Below are 18,712 nucleotides of genomic sequence, written 5' to 3'. Positions count from 1 at the left end.
CCCCTTATCCGGCGCTGCGCGCCACCTTCTCTCCGCGAAGCGGAGAGAAGGAACCCCATAAACCACGGAACGCCAACATGCGCCGTTTCAACCTGTCCGAGTGGGCCCTCAACAACCGCACCCTCGTCGTCTACGCGATGCTGCTGCTGGCGCTGGTCGGCGCCTGGTCGTACCGCAACCTCGGGCAGTCGGAAGATCCGCCGTTCACCTTCAAGGCGATGGTGGTGCGCACGCTGTGGCCGGGCGCCACCGCCGACGAGGTGGCGCGCGAGGTCACCGAGCGCATCGAGAAGCAGCTCATGCAGACCGGCAAGTACGAGTTCATCCGCTCGTACTCGCGCCCGGGCGAATCGCAGGTGATCTTCATCGCGCGCGACTCGCTCAAGTCGAAGGAAATCCCCGACGTCTGGTACCAGGTGCGCAAGAAGGTCGGCGACATCCGCCCGACCCTGCCCGAAGGCGTGGTCGGGCCGTTCTTCAACGACGAGTTCGGCGACACCTTCGGCAACATCTACGCGCTGACCGGCAAGGGCTTCGACTACGCGGTGCTCAAGGACTACGCCGAGCGCGTCGAACTGGAGCTGCAGCGCGTGCCCGACGTGGGCAAGATCGAACTGGTCGGCCTGCAGGACGAGAAGATCTGGATCGAGGTCAGCAACACCAAGCTGGCCACGCTGGGGATCCCGCTCGATGCGGTGAAGAGCGCGCTGGAACAGCAGAACGCGATCGTCCCCGCCGGCTTCTTCGAAACGCCGACCGAACGCGTGCAACTGCGCGTGACCGGCGGTTTCAGGTCGGTGGAGGAAATCCGCAACTTCCCGATCCGCGCCGGCGGCCGCACCATCCGCCTCGCCGACGTGGCGACGGTGACGCGCGGCTTCAGCGATCCCGCCGCGCCGCGCATGCGCTTCATGGGCGAGGACGCGATCGGCATCGCCGTGGCAATGAAGGACGGCGGCGACATCCTCAAGCTCGGCAAGACCCTGGAAGGCGAATTCAAGCGCCTGCAGGCCTCGTTGCCCGCGGGCATGGAGCTGCGCAAGGTCTCCGACCAGCCCGCCGCGGTGCACGAATCCGTCGGCGAGTTCGTGCGCGTGCTCGCCGAAGCCGTGGCCATCGTGCTGCTGGTGAGCTTCTTCTCGCTCGGCTTCCGCACCGGCATGGTGGTCGCGGTCAGCATTCCGCTGGTGCTGGCGATGACCTTCGCGGTGATGCACTACTTCGGCATCGGCCTGCACAAGATTTCGCTGGGCGCGCTGGTGTTGGCCCTGGGCCTGCTCGTCGACGACGCGATCATTGCGGTGGAGATGATGGCGATCAAGATGGAGCAGGGCTTCTCGCGCCTGAAGGCGGCGAGCTTCGCCTACGAGACCACCGCGTTCCCGATGCTCACCGGCACGCTGGTCACCGCGGCCGGCTTCCTGCCGATCGCCACCGCCGCCTCGAGCACCGGCGAATACACCCGCTCGCTGTTCCAGGTGGTGACGATCGCGCTGCTGGTGTCGTGGGTCGCCGCGGTGCTGTTCATTCCGTATCTCGGCGACAAGATGCTGCCGGATTTGCACTTGCCGCAGGCGCCGAAGCCCGGCTCGCCGGGCGCGCGCTGGAACGCGTTGCGCGCGCGTGCCGCCGACCGCTGGCCCGCCTTCGCCGGCGTGCTCGCGCCGCCGGCGCCGCACGACCACGCGCACGATCCGTACGCATCGACGTTCTACGTCCGCTTCCGCAACCTGCTCGAGGCCAGCCTGCACCACCGCTGGCTGGTGATCGGCCTCACCGCCGCCGCGCTGGTCGCATCGTTCCTGTTGTTCCGCTTCGTGCCGCAGCAGTTCTTCCCCGATTCGACCCGCGTCGAGCTGATGGTCGACGTGGAACTGGCCGAAGGCGTGTCGCTGCGTTCGACCGAAGCGCAGGCGAAGAAGCTGGAGAAGCTGCTGGCCACGCGCAGCGACATCGACAACTACGTCGCCTACGTCGGTACCGGATCGCCGCGCTTCTACCTGCCGCTGGACCAGCAGCTGCCGCAGGCCAACTTCTCCCAGTTCGTGGTGCGCGCCAGGGACATCCACGCGCGCGAGGAACTGCGCGAGTGGCTGATCGACGACGTCGCCCCGCAGTTCCCCGAGCTGCAGCTGCGCGTCACGCGCCTGGAGAACGGCCCGCCGGTCGGCTACCCCGTGCAGTTCCGCGTCTCCGGCGAGCACATCGACCGCGTGCGCGCGATCGCCAAGCAGGTCGAAGCCGAAGTGCGCAAGAACCCGAACGTCAGCAACGTCAACCTCGACTGGGACGAGCCCAGCAAGGTGGTGAAGCTGGTGATCGACCAGGACCGTGCCCGCGCGCTGGGCGTGAGTTCGGCGGAAGTCGCGCGCTTCCTGTCCGGTTCGCTCTCCGGCCTGCGCGTGAGCACCTACCGCGAAGGCAACGAGCTGATCGAGATGCTGATGCGCGGCCCGGATGAGGAGCGTACGCGCCTGGACCTGCTCGGCAGCCTGGCCGTGCCGACCGCGAACGGCCCGGTGCCGCTGGCGCAGATCGCCAAGCTCGAGTACGTGTTCGAGGACGGCGTGATCTGGCATCGCGACCGCCTGCCGACCGTGACCGTGCGCGCCGACATCCGCAACAAGCTCACCGCGCCGACCGTGGTCGACCAGATCCTGCCGACGCTGCAGGACATCCAGGCGCAACTGCCGGAAGGCTACCTGCTGAAGACCGGCGGCACCGTCGAGGATTCCGCGCGTGGGCAGAACTCGATCAAGGCCGGCATGCCGCTGTTCCTGCTGGTGGTGGTGACGCTGCTGATGCTGCAGTTGCGCAGCTTCTCGCGCACCGCGCTGGTGTTGCTGACCGCACCGTTGGGGCTGATCGGCGTGACCCTGTTCCTGCTGGTGTTCCGCGTGCCGTTCGGCTTCGTGGCCCTGCTCGGCACGATCGCGCTGGCCGGCATGATCATGCGCAACTCGGTGATCCTGGTCGACCAGATCGAGCACGACATCGCCGCCGGCATGGATCGCTGGAACGCGATTGTCGAGGCGACCGTGCGTCGCTTCCGCCCGATCGTGCTGACTGCGCTCGCGGCAGTGCTGGCGATGATCCCGCTGACCCGCAGCGCGTTCTTCGGGCCGATGGCGGTGGCGATCATGGGCGGTCTGATCGTGGCGACGGTGCTGACCCTGCTGTTCCTGCCGGCGCTGTACGCGGCGTGGTTCCGGGTGCGCCGCGATGAACCGGCAGTGGTCGAACACGCGCCGCAGCTGGCCCCGGCGGCAGACCACGGCTGACAGTCTTTGCGGCGGGTCATCCGGAGGCTCTCTCCCCCTCCTGGACTTTCGGTTGGCCCGCCGCTCTTTTTTCTTCGGGCAGGACACGCGCCGTTGCGATGCCGCAACGGCGCTTTCGTTTCGCTGCGTAGCCCGGGTAAGGCCGCAGGCCGCACCCGGGAAAACGGCAGGTGACGAACTGCTCCCGGGTGCGCTGCGCTTACCCGGGCTACGGGGATGGTCGCAACAGCGCTGCGCGCAACGCGTCGTAATCCGCGGCCAGCGATTGGCCATGCGCCGGACGCGCCAACCAGTCCGCCAGTGCCGGCGGCGGTGCGACGGCATGGCCCACCAACGGTTCGACGATGCTGTCGAACTTGGCCGCATGCGCCGTGGCCACCACCGCCCACGGCCGCGCATCGCCAGCGTCGCGCAGGCGCTCCAGCGCGCGCAGGCCGACCGCAGTGTGCGGACAGGGCACGACGCCATGGCGTTGCGGCGCGGTGCGGATGGTGTCGCGGATCTGCGCGTCGTCGACGCTGTCGGCGCGCAGCGCCGCGCGCAATGCGGCATCGTCCGGGTGCCACCAGCGCAGGCGTTCGAAATTGCTCGGCGCGCCCACGTCCATCGCATTGGCGAGCGTGGCGACGGTGGGGTGCGGCGCGTAATCCGCGCCGGCGAAGTAGCGCGGCAGCACGTCGTTGGCGTTGCTGGCCAGGACGATGTCGCCGATCGGCAGGCCCATGCGCCGCGCCAGCCAGCCCGCCAGCGCATTGCCGAGGTTGCCGGTGGGCACGATGAAGTTCAGGCGTTCCCCGTGCGCGGCGTGGAACTGCAGCGCGGCCTGCGCGTAGTACGCCGCCTGCGGCAACAGGCGGCCGAGGCTGATGCTGTTGGCCGAGCCCAGCGCCACCCGCGCGCGCAGCGCCTCGTCGGTCAGCGCCTGCTTCACCAGCCGCTGGCAATCGTCGAAGGTGCCGGCGACGCGGTACGCGCGCACGTTGTCGCCGAAGCATTCCAGCCCATGCGCCTGGCGCGGCGACACGCGGCCTTGCGGATAAAGGATGGCGACGTTGAAACCGGGACGGCGATGGAAGGCGGCGCCGACCGCCGCGCCGGTATCGCCGGACGTGGCCACGAGGATTGTTGTCGCCGGCGCCGCCGGATCGCGCAGCCGCGCCAGGCATTCGGCGAGGAAGCGCGCGGCGTAGTCCTTGAAGGCGGCGGTGGGGCCGTGGAACAGCTCCAGCAGGTACGCCTCAGTGGAGGCCAGCGGTCGCAGCGGCGCGGGAAAGTCGAAGGCGATGCGGCAGATGTCGTCGAGCTGTTCGTGCAAGCGCGATTGCGCGAAGTACGGCGCGAGCAGCACCGCCGCCGTCTGCGCGAGCGGTGCGCCCACCGCAGCGACATCGGCCACCGGCACGGATTCAGGCACGTACAACCCGCCGTCGGGCGCGAGCCCAGCCGCGAGCGCGGCATCCAGCGACGTCGCCGCGACGCCGCCGCGCGTGCTGACGAACCTCATGCGACCAGCTCGGCGCGCGGGCCGTTCACCGCCGAGACGTAGGCGTCGCTTTCCAGCCCGGCACCGGCGAACGCCACCTGCATCGCATGCGCCGCCCACGAGGCCTCGTCGGCGCTGGCGAACCAGCCGAATACGGTCGGCCCCGCGCCGGAAATGCTCGCGCCCAGCGCCCCGTGCGCCAGTGCCGCTGCCTTCACCGCGGCGAAGCCGGGGATGAGCGCGGCGCGGCGCGGTTCCACCAGCACGTCGCGCAGGCCTTCGGCGATCAGCGCGTGGTCGCCGCGTGCGAGTCCGGTCAGGAACAGCGCGAGGTGTTCGCTCTGCTGCACGAACTCGCCGATCGCGTACGGCGCGGCCAGCGCGGCGCGCGCATGCCGTGTTTCCAGCACGAAATGCGGGTGCACCGCGGCGCAGTACAGCTCCGGCGCGGCCAGCGGGATCGCGCGCGTCGGCGTCGCCAGCACCACGCCGCCGAACAGCATCGGCGCGACGTTGTCGCCGTGCACGCTGCCGCTGGCCACCGCTTCGCCGAGCAGCGCGAGCGGATACAACTCGTCGCGCGTCAGCGGCGCGTCCAGCACCGCGTTGGCGGCGACCAGTGCCGCCACGCACGACGCGGCCGAGCCGCCGAGCCCGGAACCGAGCGGGATGCCCTTGTGCAGGCGCAGCTCGAAACCGTGCGCGATGCCGTGCTGCTCGCGCAGGGCGATCAGGGCGCGGCCGGCGGTGTTCTTCGCCGCTTCCAGCGGCAGTTGCGTCGCGCCATCCGCGTCGCCTTCGATCGCGACGATGCGCACCACCGGCGCGTCGATGCGGGTGACGCTGGCGCGATCGCCCGGGCCGCTGATGGTGTGGCCGAGCAGGTCGAAACCGACGCCGATGTTGCCGACGCTGGCGGGGGCGAAGGCGGATGCGTGTGCAACGGTCATGGAAGAAGAGCGCAGGGAAGGGGACACGGGCGCAGGGGCAACGCGGCTCACGGGCGGGCCCCCAGCGCCTGCGCGATGGCGAGGATATCGCCGAACACGCCCGCTGCCGTCACTTCCGGTCCCGCACCGGGTCCCTGCACCACCAGCGGATTGCTGGCGTAGCGGCGGGTGCGGAACTGGATGAGGTTGTCGGTGAGGCGCCCGTGCAGGCTGGCGTGGTCGGGGGCGGGCGAGACCAGGCCGACGCTGGCGCGCCCGTCGCGGTCGAGGCGGGCGAGGTAGCGCAGCGCGCGGCCCTGCGCGCGCGCGGCGTCCAGGCGCGCCTGCAGCGGCGCGTCGAGTTCGTGCAGGCGGGACAGGAATTCCTCGCGAGTCACCTCGCGCAGGGCCGGCGGTACCAGGCTTTCGATCTCCACGTCGGCCAGCGACAACTCGCGTCCGGCCTCGCGCGCCAGGATCACCAGCTTGCGCGCGACGTCGACGCCGCCGAGGTCGTCACGCGGGTCGGGCTCGGTGTAGCCGGCCTCGCGCGCCTCGTTCACCAGCTGCGAAAACGGCACGCTGCCATCGAAGCGGTTGAACAACCACGCCAGCGTGCCGGAGAACACGCCTTCGACTTCGGTCAGTTCGTCGCCGGTGTCGAGCTGGTTGCGCAGCGTCTGGATCACCGGCAATCCCGCGCCGACCGTGGCCTCGTAGCGGAAGTGGCCGCCGTGCCGGGTCGCGGCGCGGATCGCGCGGTAGCGCGCGAGCGGGCCGGCGCCGGCCTGCTTGTTCGGCGTCACCACGTGGATGCCGGCTGCGAGCCAATCGGCATAGTGTTCGGCAACGTCGTTGCTGCCGCTGCAGTCGACGATCATCGCGTGCGGCAGGTGCTCGGCGCGCACGTGCGCGGCGAAGCGGGCGTAGTCGAGCGGCTGGCCGAGTTCGAGCGCTTCGACCGCCTCGGCCGGATCGAGTTTGCGCGGCGCCAGGTGCATGGACCGGCTGTTGGCGATCGCGCGCAGGCGCAGGTCGAGGCCGCCGCCCGCGACCGCGAGCGTGGTGCCGATGCCGCCGTAGCGCGACGCCGCCTGCGCCAGCTGCGCGAGCAGGGCGCGGCCGACGTTGCCCGGGCCGATGATGCCCACCGACAGCGTCTGCGGCGACAGCCAGAACGCCGAATGCGCGGCGCGCAGCCCGCGCGTGGCGTCCTCGGCGGCGATGGCCACGGAGATGTTGCGTTCGCTGGCGCCCTGCGCGATCGCGCGGATGTTCACCCGTGCCTGCGCGAGCCCGTTGAACAGCCGCGCCGACACGCCGGGCGTGCCGACCATGCCGTCGCCGACCGCGGCCAGCACCGACACGCCGGGGGTGATGCGCACGCCTTCGACCTGGCCGTCGGCGATCGCGTCGCGGAACGCCGCCTGCACCGCCATGCGCCCGCGCTCGGCCTGGTCGGCGCGTAGCACGCAGCAGATCGAATGCTCGGACGAACCCTGCGAGATCATCGTCACCGACACGCACGCCGTGTGCAGCGCAGCGAACATGCGCTCGGCGGTGCCGGGTACGCCGATCAGGCCGGCGCCGGTGAGTTCGAGCATCGCCATGTCCGACACCAGGCTCAGGCCCTTCACCGGCGAGGCCGCCGGTGCGGATTGCGCGGTGATCAGCGTGCCGGGCGCGTCGGGATCGAGCGTGTTGCGGATGCGGATCGGCAGCCCGGCCTGCATCGCCGGCGCCATGGTCTGCGGGTGCAGCACCTTGGCGCCGAAGTAGGCGAGTTCGCAGGCTTCCGCATACGACATCGATTCCAGGCACACCGCGTCGGGCACCAGGCGCGGGTCGGCGCTGAGCACGCCGTCGACGTCGGTCCAGATGGTCAGTTCGCCGGCGTCGAACAGCACGGCGAAGATCGCCGCGGAATAGTCGCTGCCGTTGCGCCCAAGGGTGGTGGCCGCGCCGTCGCTGGCGCGGGCGATGAAGCCGGTGACGATCGCGTTCGCCTGTGCGTGCGCGCTGCGCCACGCGGCCAGCCGGGTGCGGCTGCCGGCCCAGTCGACGCCGACGCCGAGTTCGCCCGCATGCACCTGCAGTACCTCGCGCGCATCGAGCACCGCCCACGCGGGCGCGGCCTCGCCCAGCGCCGCGTGCAGCAGGCGCGTGGACCACACCTCGCCCAGGCCCTGCACGGTGGCATGCCACTCGGGCTTGCGCGAGGGCGCCGACAGTTGCGCGTGCAGGGCCGCGAACTCGGCTTCGAGCCAGGCGTGCAGGCCCTGCCGGCCGTCGTCGTCGAGATCGCGTGCGGTGTCGAGGTGGCGTGCGCGCAAGGAGCGGAAGTCGTCTTCCCAGGGCTGCTTGCCGAGCGCGGCATCGGCCAGCGCGGTGAGCGCGTCGGTGACGCCGTGCATCGCCGAGACCACGACCACGCGGCTGGCGCCGGGCGCGCGCAGCAACGCAGCGACGTGGCGGAAGCGCTCGGCGGTGGCCAGGCTGCTGCCGCCGAACTTGTGCGCGTGGCAGGCGACGACGGACGACGCGGCAGCGCGCGACTGCAGCGGCGCGGGCGGTGGGGAAACTGACATGCAAGGGCTCCTGGTAAGCCCCGCAACGGCCGGAGGGGTTGCCCCGCATCCGGACCGGATGCGGAGCGGGGTGATGGATTCTCAGTCCACGACGCCCAACCGCATCCGCCACCGGATACCGGTAGTGGTGGTAGTGCGGGTGGCGATCGCCTTCGCACACGCGTACGCCGCGAGGCGGCGGTTGCTGTGGGCGAGGGTGGAGACGGCGGCGTGCATGGACCTAGTGATAGCGGCTGCGTTCGGGCGGTGTCAAATGAACTTTCCATTGAAAGCAACGGCGGCGCATGGCGATGCCGGTCAGCATGGGCCGGGTTGGCTCCACCAACTCGGCAGCCGCCGTTCGCCACCGCCGCTAATCGCGCAGCTCCGCGACCTGGCAGGGCAGCTGCAACTGCGCGATGACCGCGGCGGTGGCCGCCTGCGTGCCGATCGCCGGCCCACCCGCAGCAAGGTCGGCGGTGAGATGGCCGGCGTCCAGCGCGGCGGACACCGCCTGTTCGATGCACCGCGCCTCGGCTTCCAGTCCCAGCGAGTGCCGCAACAGCAACGCCGCACTGAGGATGGTCGCGTACGGATTGGCGATGCCCTGGCCGGCGATGTCGGGGGCGGAGCCGTGGATGGGTTCGTACAGCCCCATCACTCTCTCGCCGCCATCCTTGGCGCCACTGTGCGGGCTTGCGGATACACCGGCCCGGCCATCCATGGCCGGGCGTCCAGCGGCGCACGCACTGTCGATAGGACAGTGCGTGAGCGCGCCGCTGGAGCCCAAGGAGGCCGACGGCAACAGCCCGAGCGAGCCGGCCAGCATCGAGGCCTCGTCGGTGAGGATGTCGCCGAACATGTTCTCGGTGACGATCACATCGAACGCGCGCGGCCTGGCAAGCAGGTGCATCGCCATCGAATCGACCAGCTGGTGCTCCAGGGTCACGTCGGGGAATTCGTCGCGCGCCACCTGGGTGGCGACTTCGCGCCACAGCCGCGAGGTTTCCAGCACGTTGGCCTTGTCCACCGACGTGACGCGGCCGCTGCGCTGCAGGGCGAGGCGGCAGGCATGGCGCACCACGCGCCGGATCTCGCCGACGCTGTATTCGCATAAGTCGCTCGCGACATCCGCACTGCGTTGCTTCTGGCCGAAGTAGATGCCGCCGGTGAGTTCGCGCACCACGACCAGGTCCACGCCCTGCAGCAGGTGCGGCTTGATCGGCGAGGCGCCGAGTGCGGCCGCGTGCGGCTTCACCGGGCGCAGGTTGGCGTACAGCCCCAGTGCCTTGCGCAGCGCGAGCAGGCCCTGCTCCGGACGCACCTGCGCCTTCGGATCGGACCACTTCGGTCCGCCGACGGCGCCGAGCAGGATCGCGTCGGCGTTCGACGCGGCGGCGAGCGTGTCCGGCGGCAATGGCTCGCCGCTGGCGTCGATGGCGGCGCCGCCGATCAGCTTCTCGGTGAAGCTGAAGCGGTGGCCGTAGCGCGCGGCGACGGTACGCAGCACCGCCACCGCCGCGGCGGTGACTTCGGGGCCGATGCCGTCACCGGGCAGGACGAGGATGTCAGCGTGCATGGGAAACCTCCGCGGAGGCGGCGTGTCGGGTGGGGAAGGGGTGCGCGTCGCGCGCGGCTTCGAAGCATTCGATCGCCGGCTGCTGCGTCAGCAGGTAACCGAGCTGGTCCACGCCTTCGAGCAGGCAGGTCCGGGCGAACCCGTCGAGCGGAAACCCGAAGCTGCGGCCATCCGGCAGCGTCACGACGCGCGTGGCGACGTCGATGTGCAGTTCGAGGCCGGGCCGATCGAGCAGCTCGTCGACGACGGCCTGGTCGAGCACGATCGGCAGCAGCCCGTTCTTCAGCGCGTTGCTGCGGAAGATGTCGGCGATCTCGCTGCTGATCACCGCGCGCAGGCCGAGATCGAGCAGCGCCCACGGCGCGTGTTCGCGCGAGGAGCCGCAGCCGAAATTGCGGCCGGCGACGAGGATCTGCGCGCCGTGGCTCTCGACAAGGTTGAACGGGAAGGCCGGGTTGGCTGACCCGTCCGGCAACCTGCGCCAGTCGCTGAAGGCGTGCTGGCCCAGGCCCTGCCGCTGCGTGGTGGTGAGGAAGCGCGCGGGAATGATCTGGTCGGTGTCGATGTTGCGTTCGCGCAGCACCACGGTGCGCGAGGTGAGTCGGGTGAACGGGCTCATCAGGCGGCCTCCGTCGTGCAAGACGTGCTTGTTAGGAACCGGCGGGGATCGGTGATCTCGCCGGCGATCGCGCAGGCGGCTGCGGTCGCGGGCGAGGCGAGCACCGTGCGCGCGCCCTTGCCCTGGCGGCCTTCGAAGTTGCGGTTGCTGGTCGACACCGCGAGTTGGCCCGGGCCGACCAGATCGCCGTTCATCGCGATGCACATCGAGCAACCGGGTTCGCGCCACTCGGCACCGGCGGCGCGCACGAGCGCGTCGATGCCCTCGGCTTCGGCCTCGCGCTTGATCTGTTCGGAGCCCGGCACCACCAGCATGCGTACGCGCGGATGCACGCGGCGGCCGCGCAGCACCTCGGCCGCCGCGCGCAGGTCGCCCAGGCGCGAATTGGTGCAGCTGCCGACGAACACCACGTCGACCGGACGCCCGGCGACCGCGGCGCCCGCGTCCCAGCCCATGTACTGGCGCGCCTTGGCCTCGTCGCTGTCGTCGTTGGCGGGCACGCGCCCATCCAGCGCCACGACCTGGCCCGGGTGCGTGCCCCAGGTGATGGTCGGGCGGATGTCGCGCGCATCGATGTGGACTTCGCGGTCGAACACCGCGCCGTCGTCGCTGCGCAGTTCGCGCCATCGCGCCACCGCGGCGTCGAATTCGGCGCCGCGGGCAACCCGCGGCTTGCCGCGCAGGTAGTCGAACGTGGTTTCGTCCGGCGCAATCAGGCCCGCGCGCGCGCCCGCTTCAATCGACATGTTGCACACGGTCATGCGCTCGTCCATCGACAGTGCGCGGATCGCCGCGCCGCGGTACTCGATCACGTGGCCGGTGCCGCCGTTGACCCCGATCACGCCGATCACGTGCAGGATCAGGTCCTTGGCGGTAATGCCCGGCGCGAGTGCGCCGTCGACGGTGATCGCCAGGCTCGATGGCTTGCGCTGCAGCAGGCATTGCGTCGCCATCACGTGGCCGACCTCGCTGGTGCCGATGCCGAAGGCCAATGCGCCGAACGCGCCGTGGGTGGCGGTGTGGCTGTCGCCGCAGACGATGGTCATGCCGGGCTGGGTCAGGCCCAGTTCCGGGCCGATCACGTGGACGATGCCGCGGTGCGCGCTGTCGAAGTCGAACAGCTCGACGCTGAAGCGTGCGCAGTTTTCGCGCAGGGTCTGCACCTGTACGCGTGCCGCGTCGCTGACGTACGGCAGTTCACCGTTCGCATCCGCAGGCAGCGTCGGGGTGGAGTGATCGAGCGTGGCCTTGGTGCGTTCCGGGCGATGCAGCGCCAGGCCGCGCGCGTCGAGTTCGGCGAAGGCCTGCGGCGAGGTGACTTCGTGGATCAGGTGCAGGTCGATGTAGAGCACGGCCGGCGCGGTGTCGCTTTCCGGCGCGACGACATGCGCGTCCCACAGTTTGTCGAAGAGGGTTCTGGGTTGCATGGTCGGTTCCGTATGGCGGGCCCTGGCCCGCCGCTTTGTGTCGGGATGAATGCGAGAGTCGATGGAGGGTGAGCCCGCCCTACGCACCCACCGCGATGCGCGGCTGCGCCTGCTGGCCGCGCAGCACGCGATTGGCGACATCGAGCCACGCGATCGCGCTGGCCTCGAGCACGTCGCGGCTGGTGCCCTGGCCGGTCATCACCTCGAAGTCGATACGCGCGCTGAGGTTGGCCTCGCCGCGCGCATCGGCGCCCACGCCCATGCTGTGCACCTCGTAGCTCTCCAGCACGAAGTCGACGCCGGTCGCCTGCGACAGCGCGGCGAACAGGGCGGCCACCGGACCTTCGCCCTCGGCGCTGTGGATGACGTGGCGGCCGTCCGGATCGGACAGGTCGACGTGCGCGCGCGTGCGCTGGCCGTAGTCGGTCAGGCTCAATGCAGAGACGCGCCAGCCCGGGCCGAAGCTTTCGCCTTCGACCAGCCGCTGCAGGTCGCGGTCGCTGATCACGTGCTGGGTCTGGGTCAGCGCCTTGGCTTCGGCGATGACCTGGTCGAGCCGTGCGTCGTCCAGCACGTAGCCGAGGTGGCGCAGGCGGTCGGCGACGGCGGCGCGGCCGCTGTGGCGGCCCAGCACCAGCTGCGAATCCTCCCAGCCCACGTCCTGCGGCCGCATGATTTCGTAGGTGTCGCGGTGCTTGAGCATGCCGTGCTGGTGGATGCCCGACTCGTGCGCGAAGGCGTTGGCACCGACGATCGCCTTGTTGCGCTGCACCTGGTTGCCGGTGATGCGCGAGAGCAGGCGCGAGGTCGGTAACAGGCGGCGCGTGTCGATGCGGGTGTCGGCGGCGTAGTAGCCGCGGCGCACCTTCAATGCCATCACCAGCTCCTCCAGTGCGGCGTTGCCGGCGCGCTCGCCGATGCCGTTGATGGTGCACTCGACCTGGCGCGCGCCGCCTTCGACCGCGGCCAGCGAGTTGGCGACCGCCAGGCCCAGGTCGTTGTGGCAGTGCGCACTGAACACGACGTGTTCGGCACCCTTCACATGGGCGCGCAGGTAGTCGAACAGGGCGCGGATCTCCGCCGGCGTGGTGTAGCCGACCGTGTCGGGCACGTTGAGCGTGCGCGCGCCGGCTTCGATCGCGGCGCTGAACACATCGACCAGGAACTCGCGCTCGGTGCGCAGCGCATCCTCGGCGGAGAACTCGACGTCGTCGACGTGCTTGCGCGCCAGGGTGACGCCCATGATCGCGTGTTCGATCACCTGTTCGCGGCTCATGTTGAGCTTGTGCCGGCGATGCAGCGGGCTGGTGGAAATGAAGGTGTGGATGCGCGGCGCGGCCGCGTGCTGCAGCGCGCTGGCGCAGGCCTCGATGTCGGCGGGATGGCAACGCGCCAGTGCGGCGATGGAGGCGCCGCGCACTTCGCGGGCGATGGTCTGCACCGCGTTGAAGTCGGCGGGTGAGCTGTTGGGGAAGCCGGCTTCGATCACGTCGACGCCGAGGTCGGCCAGCGCGTGCGCGAACAGGATCTTCTGCGCGGCGTTCATGGTGAAGCCGGGCGACTGTTCGCCGTCGCGCAGGGTGGTGTCGAAGATGCGGATGGGGGCGGATACGGCGCCCGGGCTGGAATCGTTCACGTCAGGCAATCCTCTGTGGACGCGGAAGCGGAAAGGGGAACGGGGGAGCGGGACACGGCTGCGGCGACGGCGGTCGCGGCAGCCGGTCTAAGTCGCGCCTGCGCGCCGGCCTTCGCGGCCGCTTCGTCCAGGACCGGGGCAAACGCCGAAGCCAGCGGCTCCTGCACGCGTCGCCGCGGTTTGCGCGGCGGGCGCGGGCGCACGTCGCACAGCAGCTTCGCTAGTACGCCGGCATCGACGTTGCCGCCGGAGACCACCGCGCATTTGCGCTTGCCGGCGACGCGACGCCCGGCGGCCAGTGCCAGCGCGCCGGCGCCTTCGGCGATCACGTGTTCTTCCAGCGCCAGCCGCACCAGGGTTTCGCGCAATTCGGCTTCGCGCACGATCACCACGTCGTCCAGCAATGCGCGCAGCACCTGCCGGGTCAGCGCACCGGGTTCCTTCACGCGCACGCCGTCGGCCAGCGTGGCGGCCGGTTCGCGCACGGCATGGTCATTCCGCAATGCACGCGCCATCGCGTCGACGTTCTCGACCTGTGCGCCGATCACGCGTACACCCTGCGATTGCAGCGCCAGTACGACACCGGAGGCGAGGCCGCCGCCGCCGATCGGTACCAGCACCACGTCCGGCATCAGTGCCGCCAGCTCCAGGCCGACCGTGCCTTGGCCGGCGATCACATCCGGATCGTCGAATGCGGACAGCAGGCGGTAATCGTGCTGGGCGGCCAGTTCGGCGGCGAAGGCCTTGGCTTCGTCGTAGCTGTCGCCGTGCAGGCGCACCGTCGCGCCCCAGTGGGCGACGCCGGCGATCTTGGTCTGCGGCGCGCAGCGCGGCATCACCGTGATCGCGGGCAGGCCGAGCCGATAGGCGGCCCATGCCAGGCCCTGCGCGTGGTTGCCGGCGGAGGCGGCGATGGTCGGGCGCGTGTCGCCGCGTTCGCGCGCGGCCAGCAGTGCGTTCATCGCGCCGCGTACCTTGTAGGAGCCGGTGCGCTGCAGGTTCTCCAGCTTCAGCCAGCAGCCGAAGCGTTCGGCGTAATGCAGCGGGGTGGGGTTGAGATAGCGACGCAACCGCGCCTGCGCCGCCAGTACGTCGGCGGCGGTGACGGGCAGGGCGGTGGCTGCGTCGCCGTCCATGCTCAGACCCGGGTCAGCCAGTGGACGTAACGCGCGTCGTCGCCGCGTACCACGCGCTGGTAGTGCGCCGCGATTTCGAGGGCGACGCGGTGGTCGTCGTAGCGGCGGTCGTCCAGTTCGGCCACCGGGGTGACTTCGGCGGCGGTGCCGCAGACGAACACGGCGTCGGCGTCGAGCAGTTCGTCGTGGCGCACCGGGCGCGATTCGGCACCGGTCAGCGCGATCACCGTGTCGCGGGTGATGCCTTGCAGGGCGTCGCGGTGCTCGACTGCGGTGACGCGGCCGTCGCGGACCATGAACACGTTGGCGCCGGTGCATTCGACCACGCGGCCTTGGTCGTCCACGAACAGCGCCTCGTTGAAGCCGCGCTGCCTGGCCTCGTGCTTGGCCAGGATCGAGTTGACGTAGGCGCCGCACAGCTTCAGCGGCGGCAGCGAGGTGGCGGGATTGCGCCGCCAACTCGAGGTGCCCAGGCGCACGTGCGCGCCGGCCAGGTGCACGTTGGTCGGGAACGTCGCGACCATCAGGTGCTTGCTCAGCGGCGCGACGTCCAGGCCGATCGAGCCCGTGCCGCACCAGGCCAGCGGTCGCACGTAGGCGTCGCGGTGGCCGTTGCGGCGCAGGACCTGCAAGGTGGCTTCCGTCGCTGCGGCGACATCGAAGGGGATGCCGAGCAGTTCGCAACCCTTGCGCATGCGTTGCAGGTGCTCGGGCAGGCGGAATACCGCGCTGCCACCGTCGGTGGTGGCGTAGGCGCGGATGCCTTCGAACACGCCGCTGCCGTAATGCATGGCGTGGGTGGTCAGCGGTGCCTCGCCGTCCGCGGTGTCGATGAAGCGGCCGTCGAACCAGATCTGCGATCCACCCGCGCGGTTGTCGTCCCGGGCGACGCGCGGGACCTGCTGTTCTGCTTCAGAAGCAGGTCCCTCGTTGCGTTCGGGATGACCGGCTGGTGGCTTCGCGTCCACCCCGGGCATTCCCGCGCGTGCACCGTCGTTCAGCGACACGGCGACACCTCCACCGCGAGGCAGTCGTACAGCTTCGCCAGCTGCTGCTGCAGCGATTCGGGCGCGCGCTCGCCCTCGACGGTCATACGCAGGTGCCAGCGGTCGCCGTCGGGTTGCGCTTCGCCATCGACGCTGATCGGCTGGAAGCCGCGGCGTTCGGCGGTGCCCAGTACGCGGGCGAGGGCACCTTCGGCATGGCGCAGGGTGAGATCAAGCTGGTAGTGCATCGGCGTCCTCCTGTGGGGTGGTTGGGGTGGCGGTGGCGTGGGAGGGGGCGGCGGAATCGGGCCTGCTGTCGTCGAGCATTTCCGCGTTGTTGCGGTTGGGCGGGACCAGCGGCCACACGTTCGCGGCCTGGTCGATGGCGACATGCAGCAGCGCCGGACCCTTCGCCTCGAGCAGGGCCTGCAGTGCGGCCTCGACACCATCGGCGCGATCGACATGCAGTGCCTCGATGCCGAAGGCCTGCGCGACGGCGACGAAGTCCGGGTTGTCGGACAGGTCGATCTCCGAATAGCGCCTGGCGAAGAACAGCTCCTGCCACTGCCGCACCATGCCCAGCGCCTGGTTGTCCAGCAGCACGATCTTCACGGGCAGGCCGTAGCGGCGCAGCGTCGCCAGCTCCTGCACGTTCATCAGGAACGAGCCGTCGCCACTGACGCAGATGACGCGTGCGTCGGGTTGCCTGCCCTTATCAAGCGCGAGCTGCGCACCGATCGCGGCAGGCAGGCCGAAGCCCATCGCGCCCAGCGCACCCGAGGTCAGGTGCTTGCGCGGATCGTCGAAGCGCCAGTGCTGCGCGACCCACATCTGGTGCTGGCCGACGTCGCAGGCGACGACGGCATCGGGCGCGAGTTCGGACAGGCGCTTGAGCAGGGCCGGCGCGTACACCGTATCGCCCGGGGCGTCGTAGCGCGCGGCGTGCTGGCGTGCGCGTTCCTGGCAATGCGCGCGCCACTGCCGTCGCGCGGCGCCGTGGCGGCCGTGCAGGTGAGCGGCGCAGGGCAGGGTCAGCTTGGTGAGCGTGGTGGCGATGTCGCCACGCACGCCGGCATCGGCGTGGCGCAGCTTGCCGATCTCGCAGGCGTCCAGGTCCATGTGCACGATGCGCGCATGCGGGGCGAACTCGACGAGCTTGCCGGTGGCGCGGTCGTCGAAGCGCGCGCCGACCACGATCAGCAGGTCGCTTTCCTGTACCGCCAGGTTGGCGGCGCGGGTGCCGTGCATGCCGAGCATGCCGAGGTTGAGCGGATGCTGCGCCGGCAGCGCGCCCAGGCCCTTCAGGGTCAGCACGGTCGGGATCTGCGTGGCATCGACGAAGGTGCGGAACGCCGCCAGCGCATCGCCCAGCGCGATGCCGCCACCGCCGTAGAGCACCGGCTTCTGCGCCTGCGAGATCAACGCCAGCGCCGCGTGCAGCGACGCGTCGATCGGGGCGTCGACATCATCGATGCCGAGCGAGGCATGCGCCGGCAGCTGCGACGCGTCCGCGTTCTGCACGTCCTTGGGCAGGTCGATCAGCACCGGGCCGGGGCGACCGGAGCGCGCCAGCCGGAACGCCTCACCGACGATGCGCGGCAGGTCCTCGACCCGGCGCGCGATGAAACTGTGCTTCACCATCGGCAGGGTCATGCCGAACACGTCCAGTTCCTGGAACGCGTCGGTGCCCATCAGTGTCGTCGGCACCTGCCCGGTGACGACCACCATCGGCACCGAATCCAGCATCGCATCGGCGATGCCCGTGACCAGGTTCGACGCGCCCGGACCGGACGTCGCCACGCATACACCCACGCGCCCGCTGGCCCGCGCATACCCGTTCGCGGCGAACGCCGCGCCCTGCTCGTGGCGTACCAGAACGTGTTTCAGTTCCGGCGCGCCATGCAAGGCGTCGTAGAACGGCATGATCGCGCCGCCCGGATACCCGAACAGCGTGTCGACGCCTTCGGCGACGAGGGCCTGCACCAGCCAGCGGGCGCCGTTCATCACGCGGCCTCGGTCTGCGGTGCAGCAGCGGTGGACTTGCCCGCCGGTGCGGCCTGCGACGACGCCAGCCACTTCATGTTGGCGCGCAGCTTCTTGCCGACCTGTTCGATCGGGTGGTCGATGTCGGCCTGCTTCATCGCCTTGTAGTTGGCGTTGCCGGCGGCGTACTCGGCGATCCACTGCCGCGCGAAGGTGCCGTCCTGGATTTCCGTCAGGACTTTCTTCATCTGCGCACGGGTGTTGGTGTCGACGACGTAGTTGCCGCGGGTGAGCGCGCCGTACTGCGCGGTCTCGCTGATGAATTCGTGCATGCGGGTGATGCCGCCTTCGTAGAACAGGTCGACGATCAGCTTCAGTTCGTGCAGGCACTCGTAGTAGGCGACTTCCGGCTGGTAGCCGGCTTCGACCAGCGTTTCCCAGCCGGCCTGCACCAGCTTGGTGGCGCCGCCGCAGAGCACGGCTTGTTCGCCGAACAGGTCGGTTTCGGTTTCTTCCTTGAAGGTGGTCCTGATCGCGTTCTGGCGCGCGCCGCCGATGCCGGCGCAATAGGTGAGCGCGAGCTGTTCGGCCGTGCCGGACTTGTCCTGGTGCACGGCGTAGACCGACGGCACGCCGCGGCCGATTTCATACTCGCGACGCACGAGCGCGCCGGGGCCCTTGGGCGCGACCAGCACGACATCGAGGTCCTCGCGCGGCGCGATCTGCTGGTAGTGCACGTTGAAGCCGTGCGCGAACAGCAGGCAGGCGCCGGGCGCGATGTTCGGTTCGATCACTTCGCCGTAGAGCTGCGGCTGGACCATGTCCGGCGTGAGCACGGCGACGAGCTCGGCGCCCTTCACCGCCTCGGCCGGCGTCTTCACGGTGAAGCCGTCGGCCTTGGCCTTGAGCTCGGTCGGGCCGCCCGGGCGCAGGCCGATGGTGACGTCGAAGCCGGAGTCGCGCAGGTTGAGCGCGTGCGCGCGGCCCTGGCTGCCGTAGCCGACGATGGTGACTTTGGGTTTGTTCGCGGTGGTCATGGTGATTCCGGGGGTGTGGTGGGGTGGAGGTGGAAGTGATCCGTGAAAG

General features: G+C 70.3%; 13 protein-coding genes. 1 reads left to right on the top strand and 12 read right to left on the bottom strand.

Annotated features, from left to right (window positions below; all coding sequences use genetic code 11):
* Positions 1–77 precede the first annotated feature (77 nt).
* Positions 78–3,281 carry an efflux RND transporter permease subunit gene (locus tag H8B22_RS04885; protein ID WP_187712983.1) on the top strand — a complete coding sequence of 1,068 codons (3,204 nt, stop codon included), beginning with the start codon at positions 78–80 and terminating at the stop codon, positions 3,279–3,281.
* A gap of 208 nt (positions 3,282–3,489) precedes the next feature.
* On the opposite strand, the gene thrC is transcribed toward H8B22_RS04885, so the two are convergent.
* The 12 genes from thrC to ilvC form a co-directional block, all read right to left on the bottom strand.
* Positions 3,490–4,785 (bottom strand): threonine synthase, encoded by a 1,296-nt coding sequence (gene thrC / locus H8B22_RS04880; protein WP_187712982.1) that lies wholly within the window; start codon positions 4,783–4,785, stop codon positions 3,490–3,492.
* On the bottom strand, positions 4,782–5,714 hold the full coding sequence (locus tag H8B22_RS04875) for a homoserine kinase (protein ID WP_187712981.1): 933 nt from the start codon (positions 5,712–5,714) through the stop codon (positions 4,782–4,784). The genes thrC and H8B22_RS04875 overlap by 4 nt, the downstream gene beginning before the upstream one ends.
* 47 nt (positions 5,715–5,761) lie before the next feature.
* Entirely contained in the window at positions 5,762–8,281 is a 2,520-nt protein-coding gene (thrA, locus tag H8B22_RS04870; RefSeq protein WP_187712980.1) for a bifunctional aspartate kinase/homoserine dehydrogenase I, read from the bottom strand.
* A gap of 352 nt (positions 8,282–8,633) precedes the next feature.
* Positions 8,634–9,839, bottom strand: a complete 1,206-nt coding sequence (gene leuB, locus H8B22_RS04865; RefSeq protein WP_187712979.1) for a 3-isopropylmalate dehydrogenase — start codon at positions 9,837–9,839, stop codon at positions 8,634–8,636.
* Complete coding sequence (gene leuD / locus H8B22_RS04860) at positions 9,829–10,458, bottom strand: 3-isopropylmalate dehydratase small subunit (protein ID WP_187712978.1); 630 nt, start codon at positions 10,456–10,458, stop codon at positions 9,829–9,831. Before leuD ends, leuB begins: the two co-directional genes overlap by 11 nt.
* On the bottom strand, positions 10,458–11,885 hold the full coding sequence (gene leuC / locus H8B22_RS04855; protein WP_187712977.1) for a 3-isopropylmalate dehydratase large subunit: 1,428 nt from the start codon (positions 11,883–11,885) through the stop codon (positions 10,458–10,460). The genes leuD and leuC overlap by 1 nt, the downstream gene beginning before the upstream one ends.
* Positions 11,886–11,964: 79 nt before the next feature.
* A complete protein-coding gene (locus tag H8B22_RS04850; protein ID WP_225876282.1) occupies positions 11,965–13,521 on the bottom strand; it encodes a 2-isopropylmalate synthase in 1,557 nt (518 codons plus the stop codon).
* Complete coding sequence (locus H8B22_RS04845) at positions 13,518–14,633, bottom strand: threonine dehydratase (protein ID WP_187713532.1); 1,116 nt, start codon at positions 14,631–14,633, stop codon at positions 13,518–13,520. The genes H8B22_RS04850 and H8B22_RS04845 overlap by 4 nt, the downstream gene beginning before the upstream one ends.
* Before the next feature lie 26 nt (positions 14,634–14,659).
* Positions 14,660–15,664, bottom strand: coding sequence for an aminotransferase class IV (locus H8B22_RS04840; RefSeq protein ID WP_187712976.1), 1,005 nt, complete (start codon positions 15,662–15,664; stop codon positions 14,660–14,662).
* The gene (locus tag H8B22_RS04835) at positions 15,655–15,891 is read right to left on the bottom strand and encodes an ACT domain-containing protein (RefSeq protein WP_187712975.1); all 237 of its coding nucleotides are present in this window, start codon (positions 15,889–15,891) and stop codon (positions 15,655–15,657) included. The genes H8B22_RS04840 and H8B22_RS04835 overlap by 10 nt, the downstream gene beginning before the upstream one ends.
* Entirely contained in the window at positions 15,875–17,647 is a 1,773-nt protein-coding gene (gene ilvG, locus H8B22_RS04830; protein WP_187712974.1) for an acetolactate synthase 2 catalytic subunit, read from the bottom strand. Before ilvG ends, H8B22_RS04835 begins: the two co-directional genes overlap by 17 nt.
* The gene (gene ilvC, locus H8B22_RS04825) at positions 17,647–18,663 is read right to left on the bottom strand and encodes a ketol-acid reductoisomerase (RefSeq protein ID WP_187712973.1); all 1,017 of its coding nucleotides are present in this window, start codon (positions 18,661–18,663) and stop codon (positions 17,647–17,649) included. The genes ilvG and ilvC overlap by 1 nt, the downstream gene beginning before the upstream one ends.
* Between the last annotated feature and the right edge of the window lie 49 nt (positions 18,664–18,712).

The sequence above is a fragment of the Lysobacter terrestris genome, assembly GCF_014489475.1.
Taxonomy (GTDB): Bacteria; Pseudomonadota; Gammaproteobacteria; order Xanthomonadales; family Xanthomonadaceae; genus Agrilutibacter; species Agrilutibacter terrestris.
The sequence above is the reverse complement of the archived record's forward strand: the minus strand, read 5'-3'. Positions and strand labels throughout refer to the sequence as shown.

Excerpts from the sequence above, each read along its gene's own strand:
- ilvC (WP_187712973.1), bottom strand. The coding sequence starts at position 18,663 with ATGACCACCGCGAACAAACCCAAAGTCACCATCGTCGGCTACGGCAGC.
- H8B22_RS04885 (WP_187712983.1), top strand. The coding sequence starts at position 78 with ATGCGCCGTTTCAACCTGTCCGAGTGGGCCCTCAACAACCGCACCCTC.
- leuB (WP_187712979.1), bottom strand. The coding sequence starts at position 9,839 with ATGCACGCTGACATCCTCGTCCTGCCCGGTGACGGCATCGGCCCCGAA.
- leuC (WP_187712977.1), bottom strand. The coding sequence starts at position 11,885 with ATGCAACCCAGAACCCTCTTCGACAAACTGTGGGACGCGCATGTCGTC.
- H8B22_RS04835 (WP_187712975.1), bottom strand. The coding sequence starts at position 15,891 with ATGCACTACCAGCTTGATCTCACCCTGCGCCATGCCGAAGGTGCCCTC.
- H8B22_RS04875 (WP_187712981.1), bottom strand. The coding sequence starts at position 5,714 with ATGACCGTTGCACACGCATCCGCCTTCGCCCCCGCCAGCGTCGGCAAC.
- thrC (WP_187712982.1), bottom strand. The coding sequence starts at position 4,785 with ATGAGGTTCGTCAGCACGCGCGGCGGCGTCGCGGCGACGTCGCTGGAT.
- leuD (WP_187712978.1), bottom strand. The coding sequence starts at position 10,458 with ATGAGCCCGTTCACCCGACTCACCTCGCGCACCGTGGTGCTGCGCGAA.
- thrA (WP_187712980.1), bottom strand. The coding sequence starts at position 8,281 with ATGTCAGTTTCCCCACCGCCCGCGCCGCTGCAGTCGCGCGCTGCCGCG.
- ilvG (WP_187712974.1), bottom strand. The coding sequence starts at position 17,647 with ATGAACGGCGCCCGCTGGCTGGTGCAGGCCCTCGTCGCCGAAGGCGTC.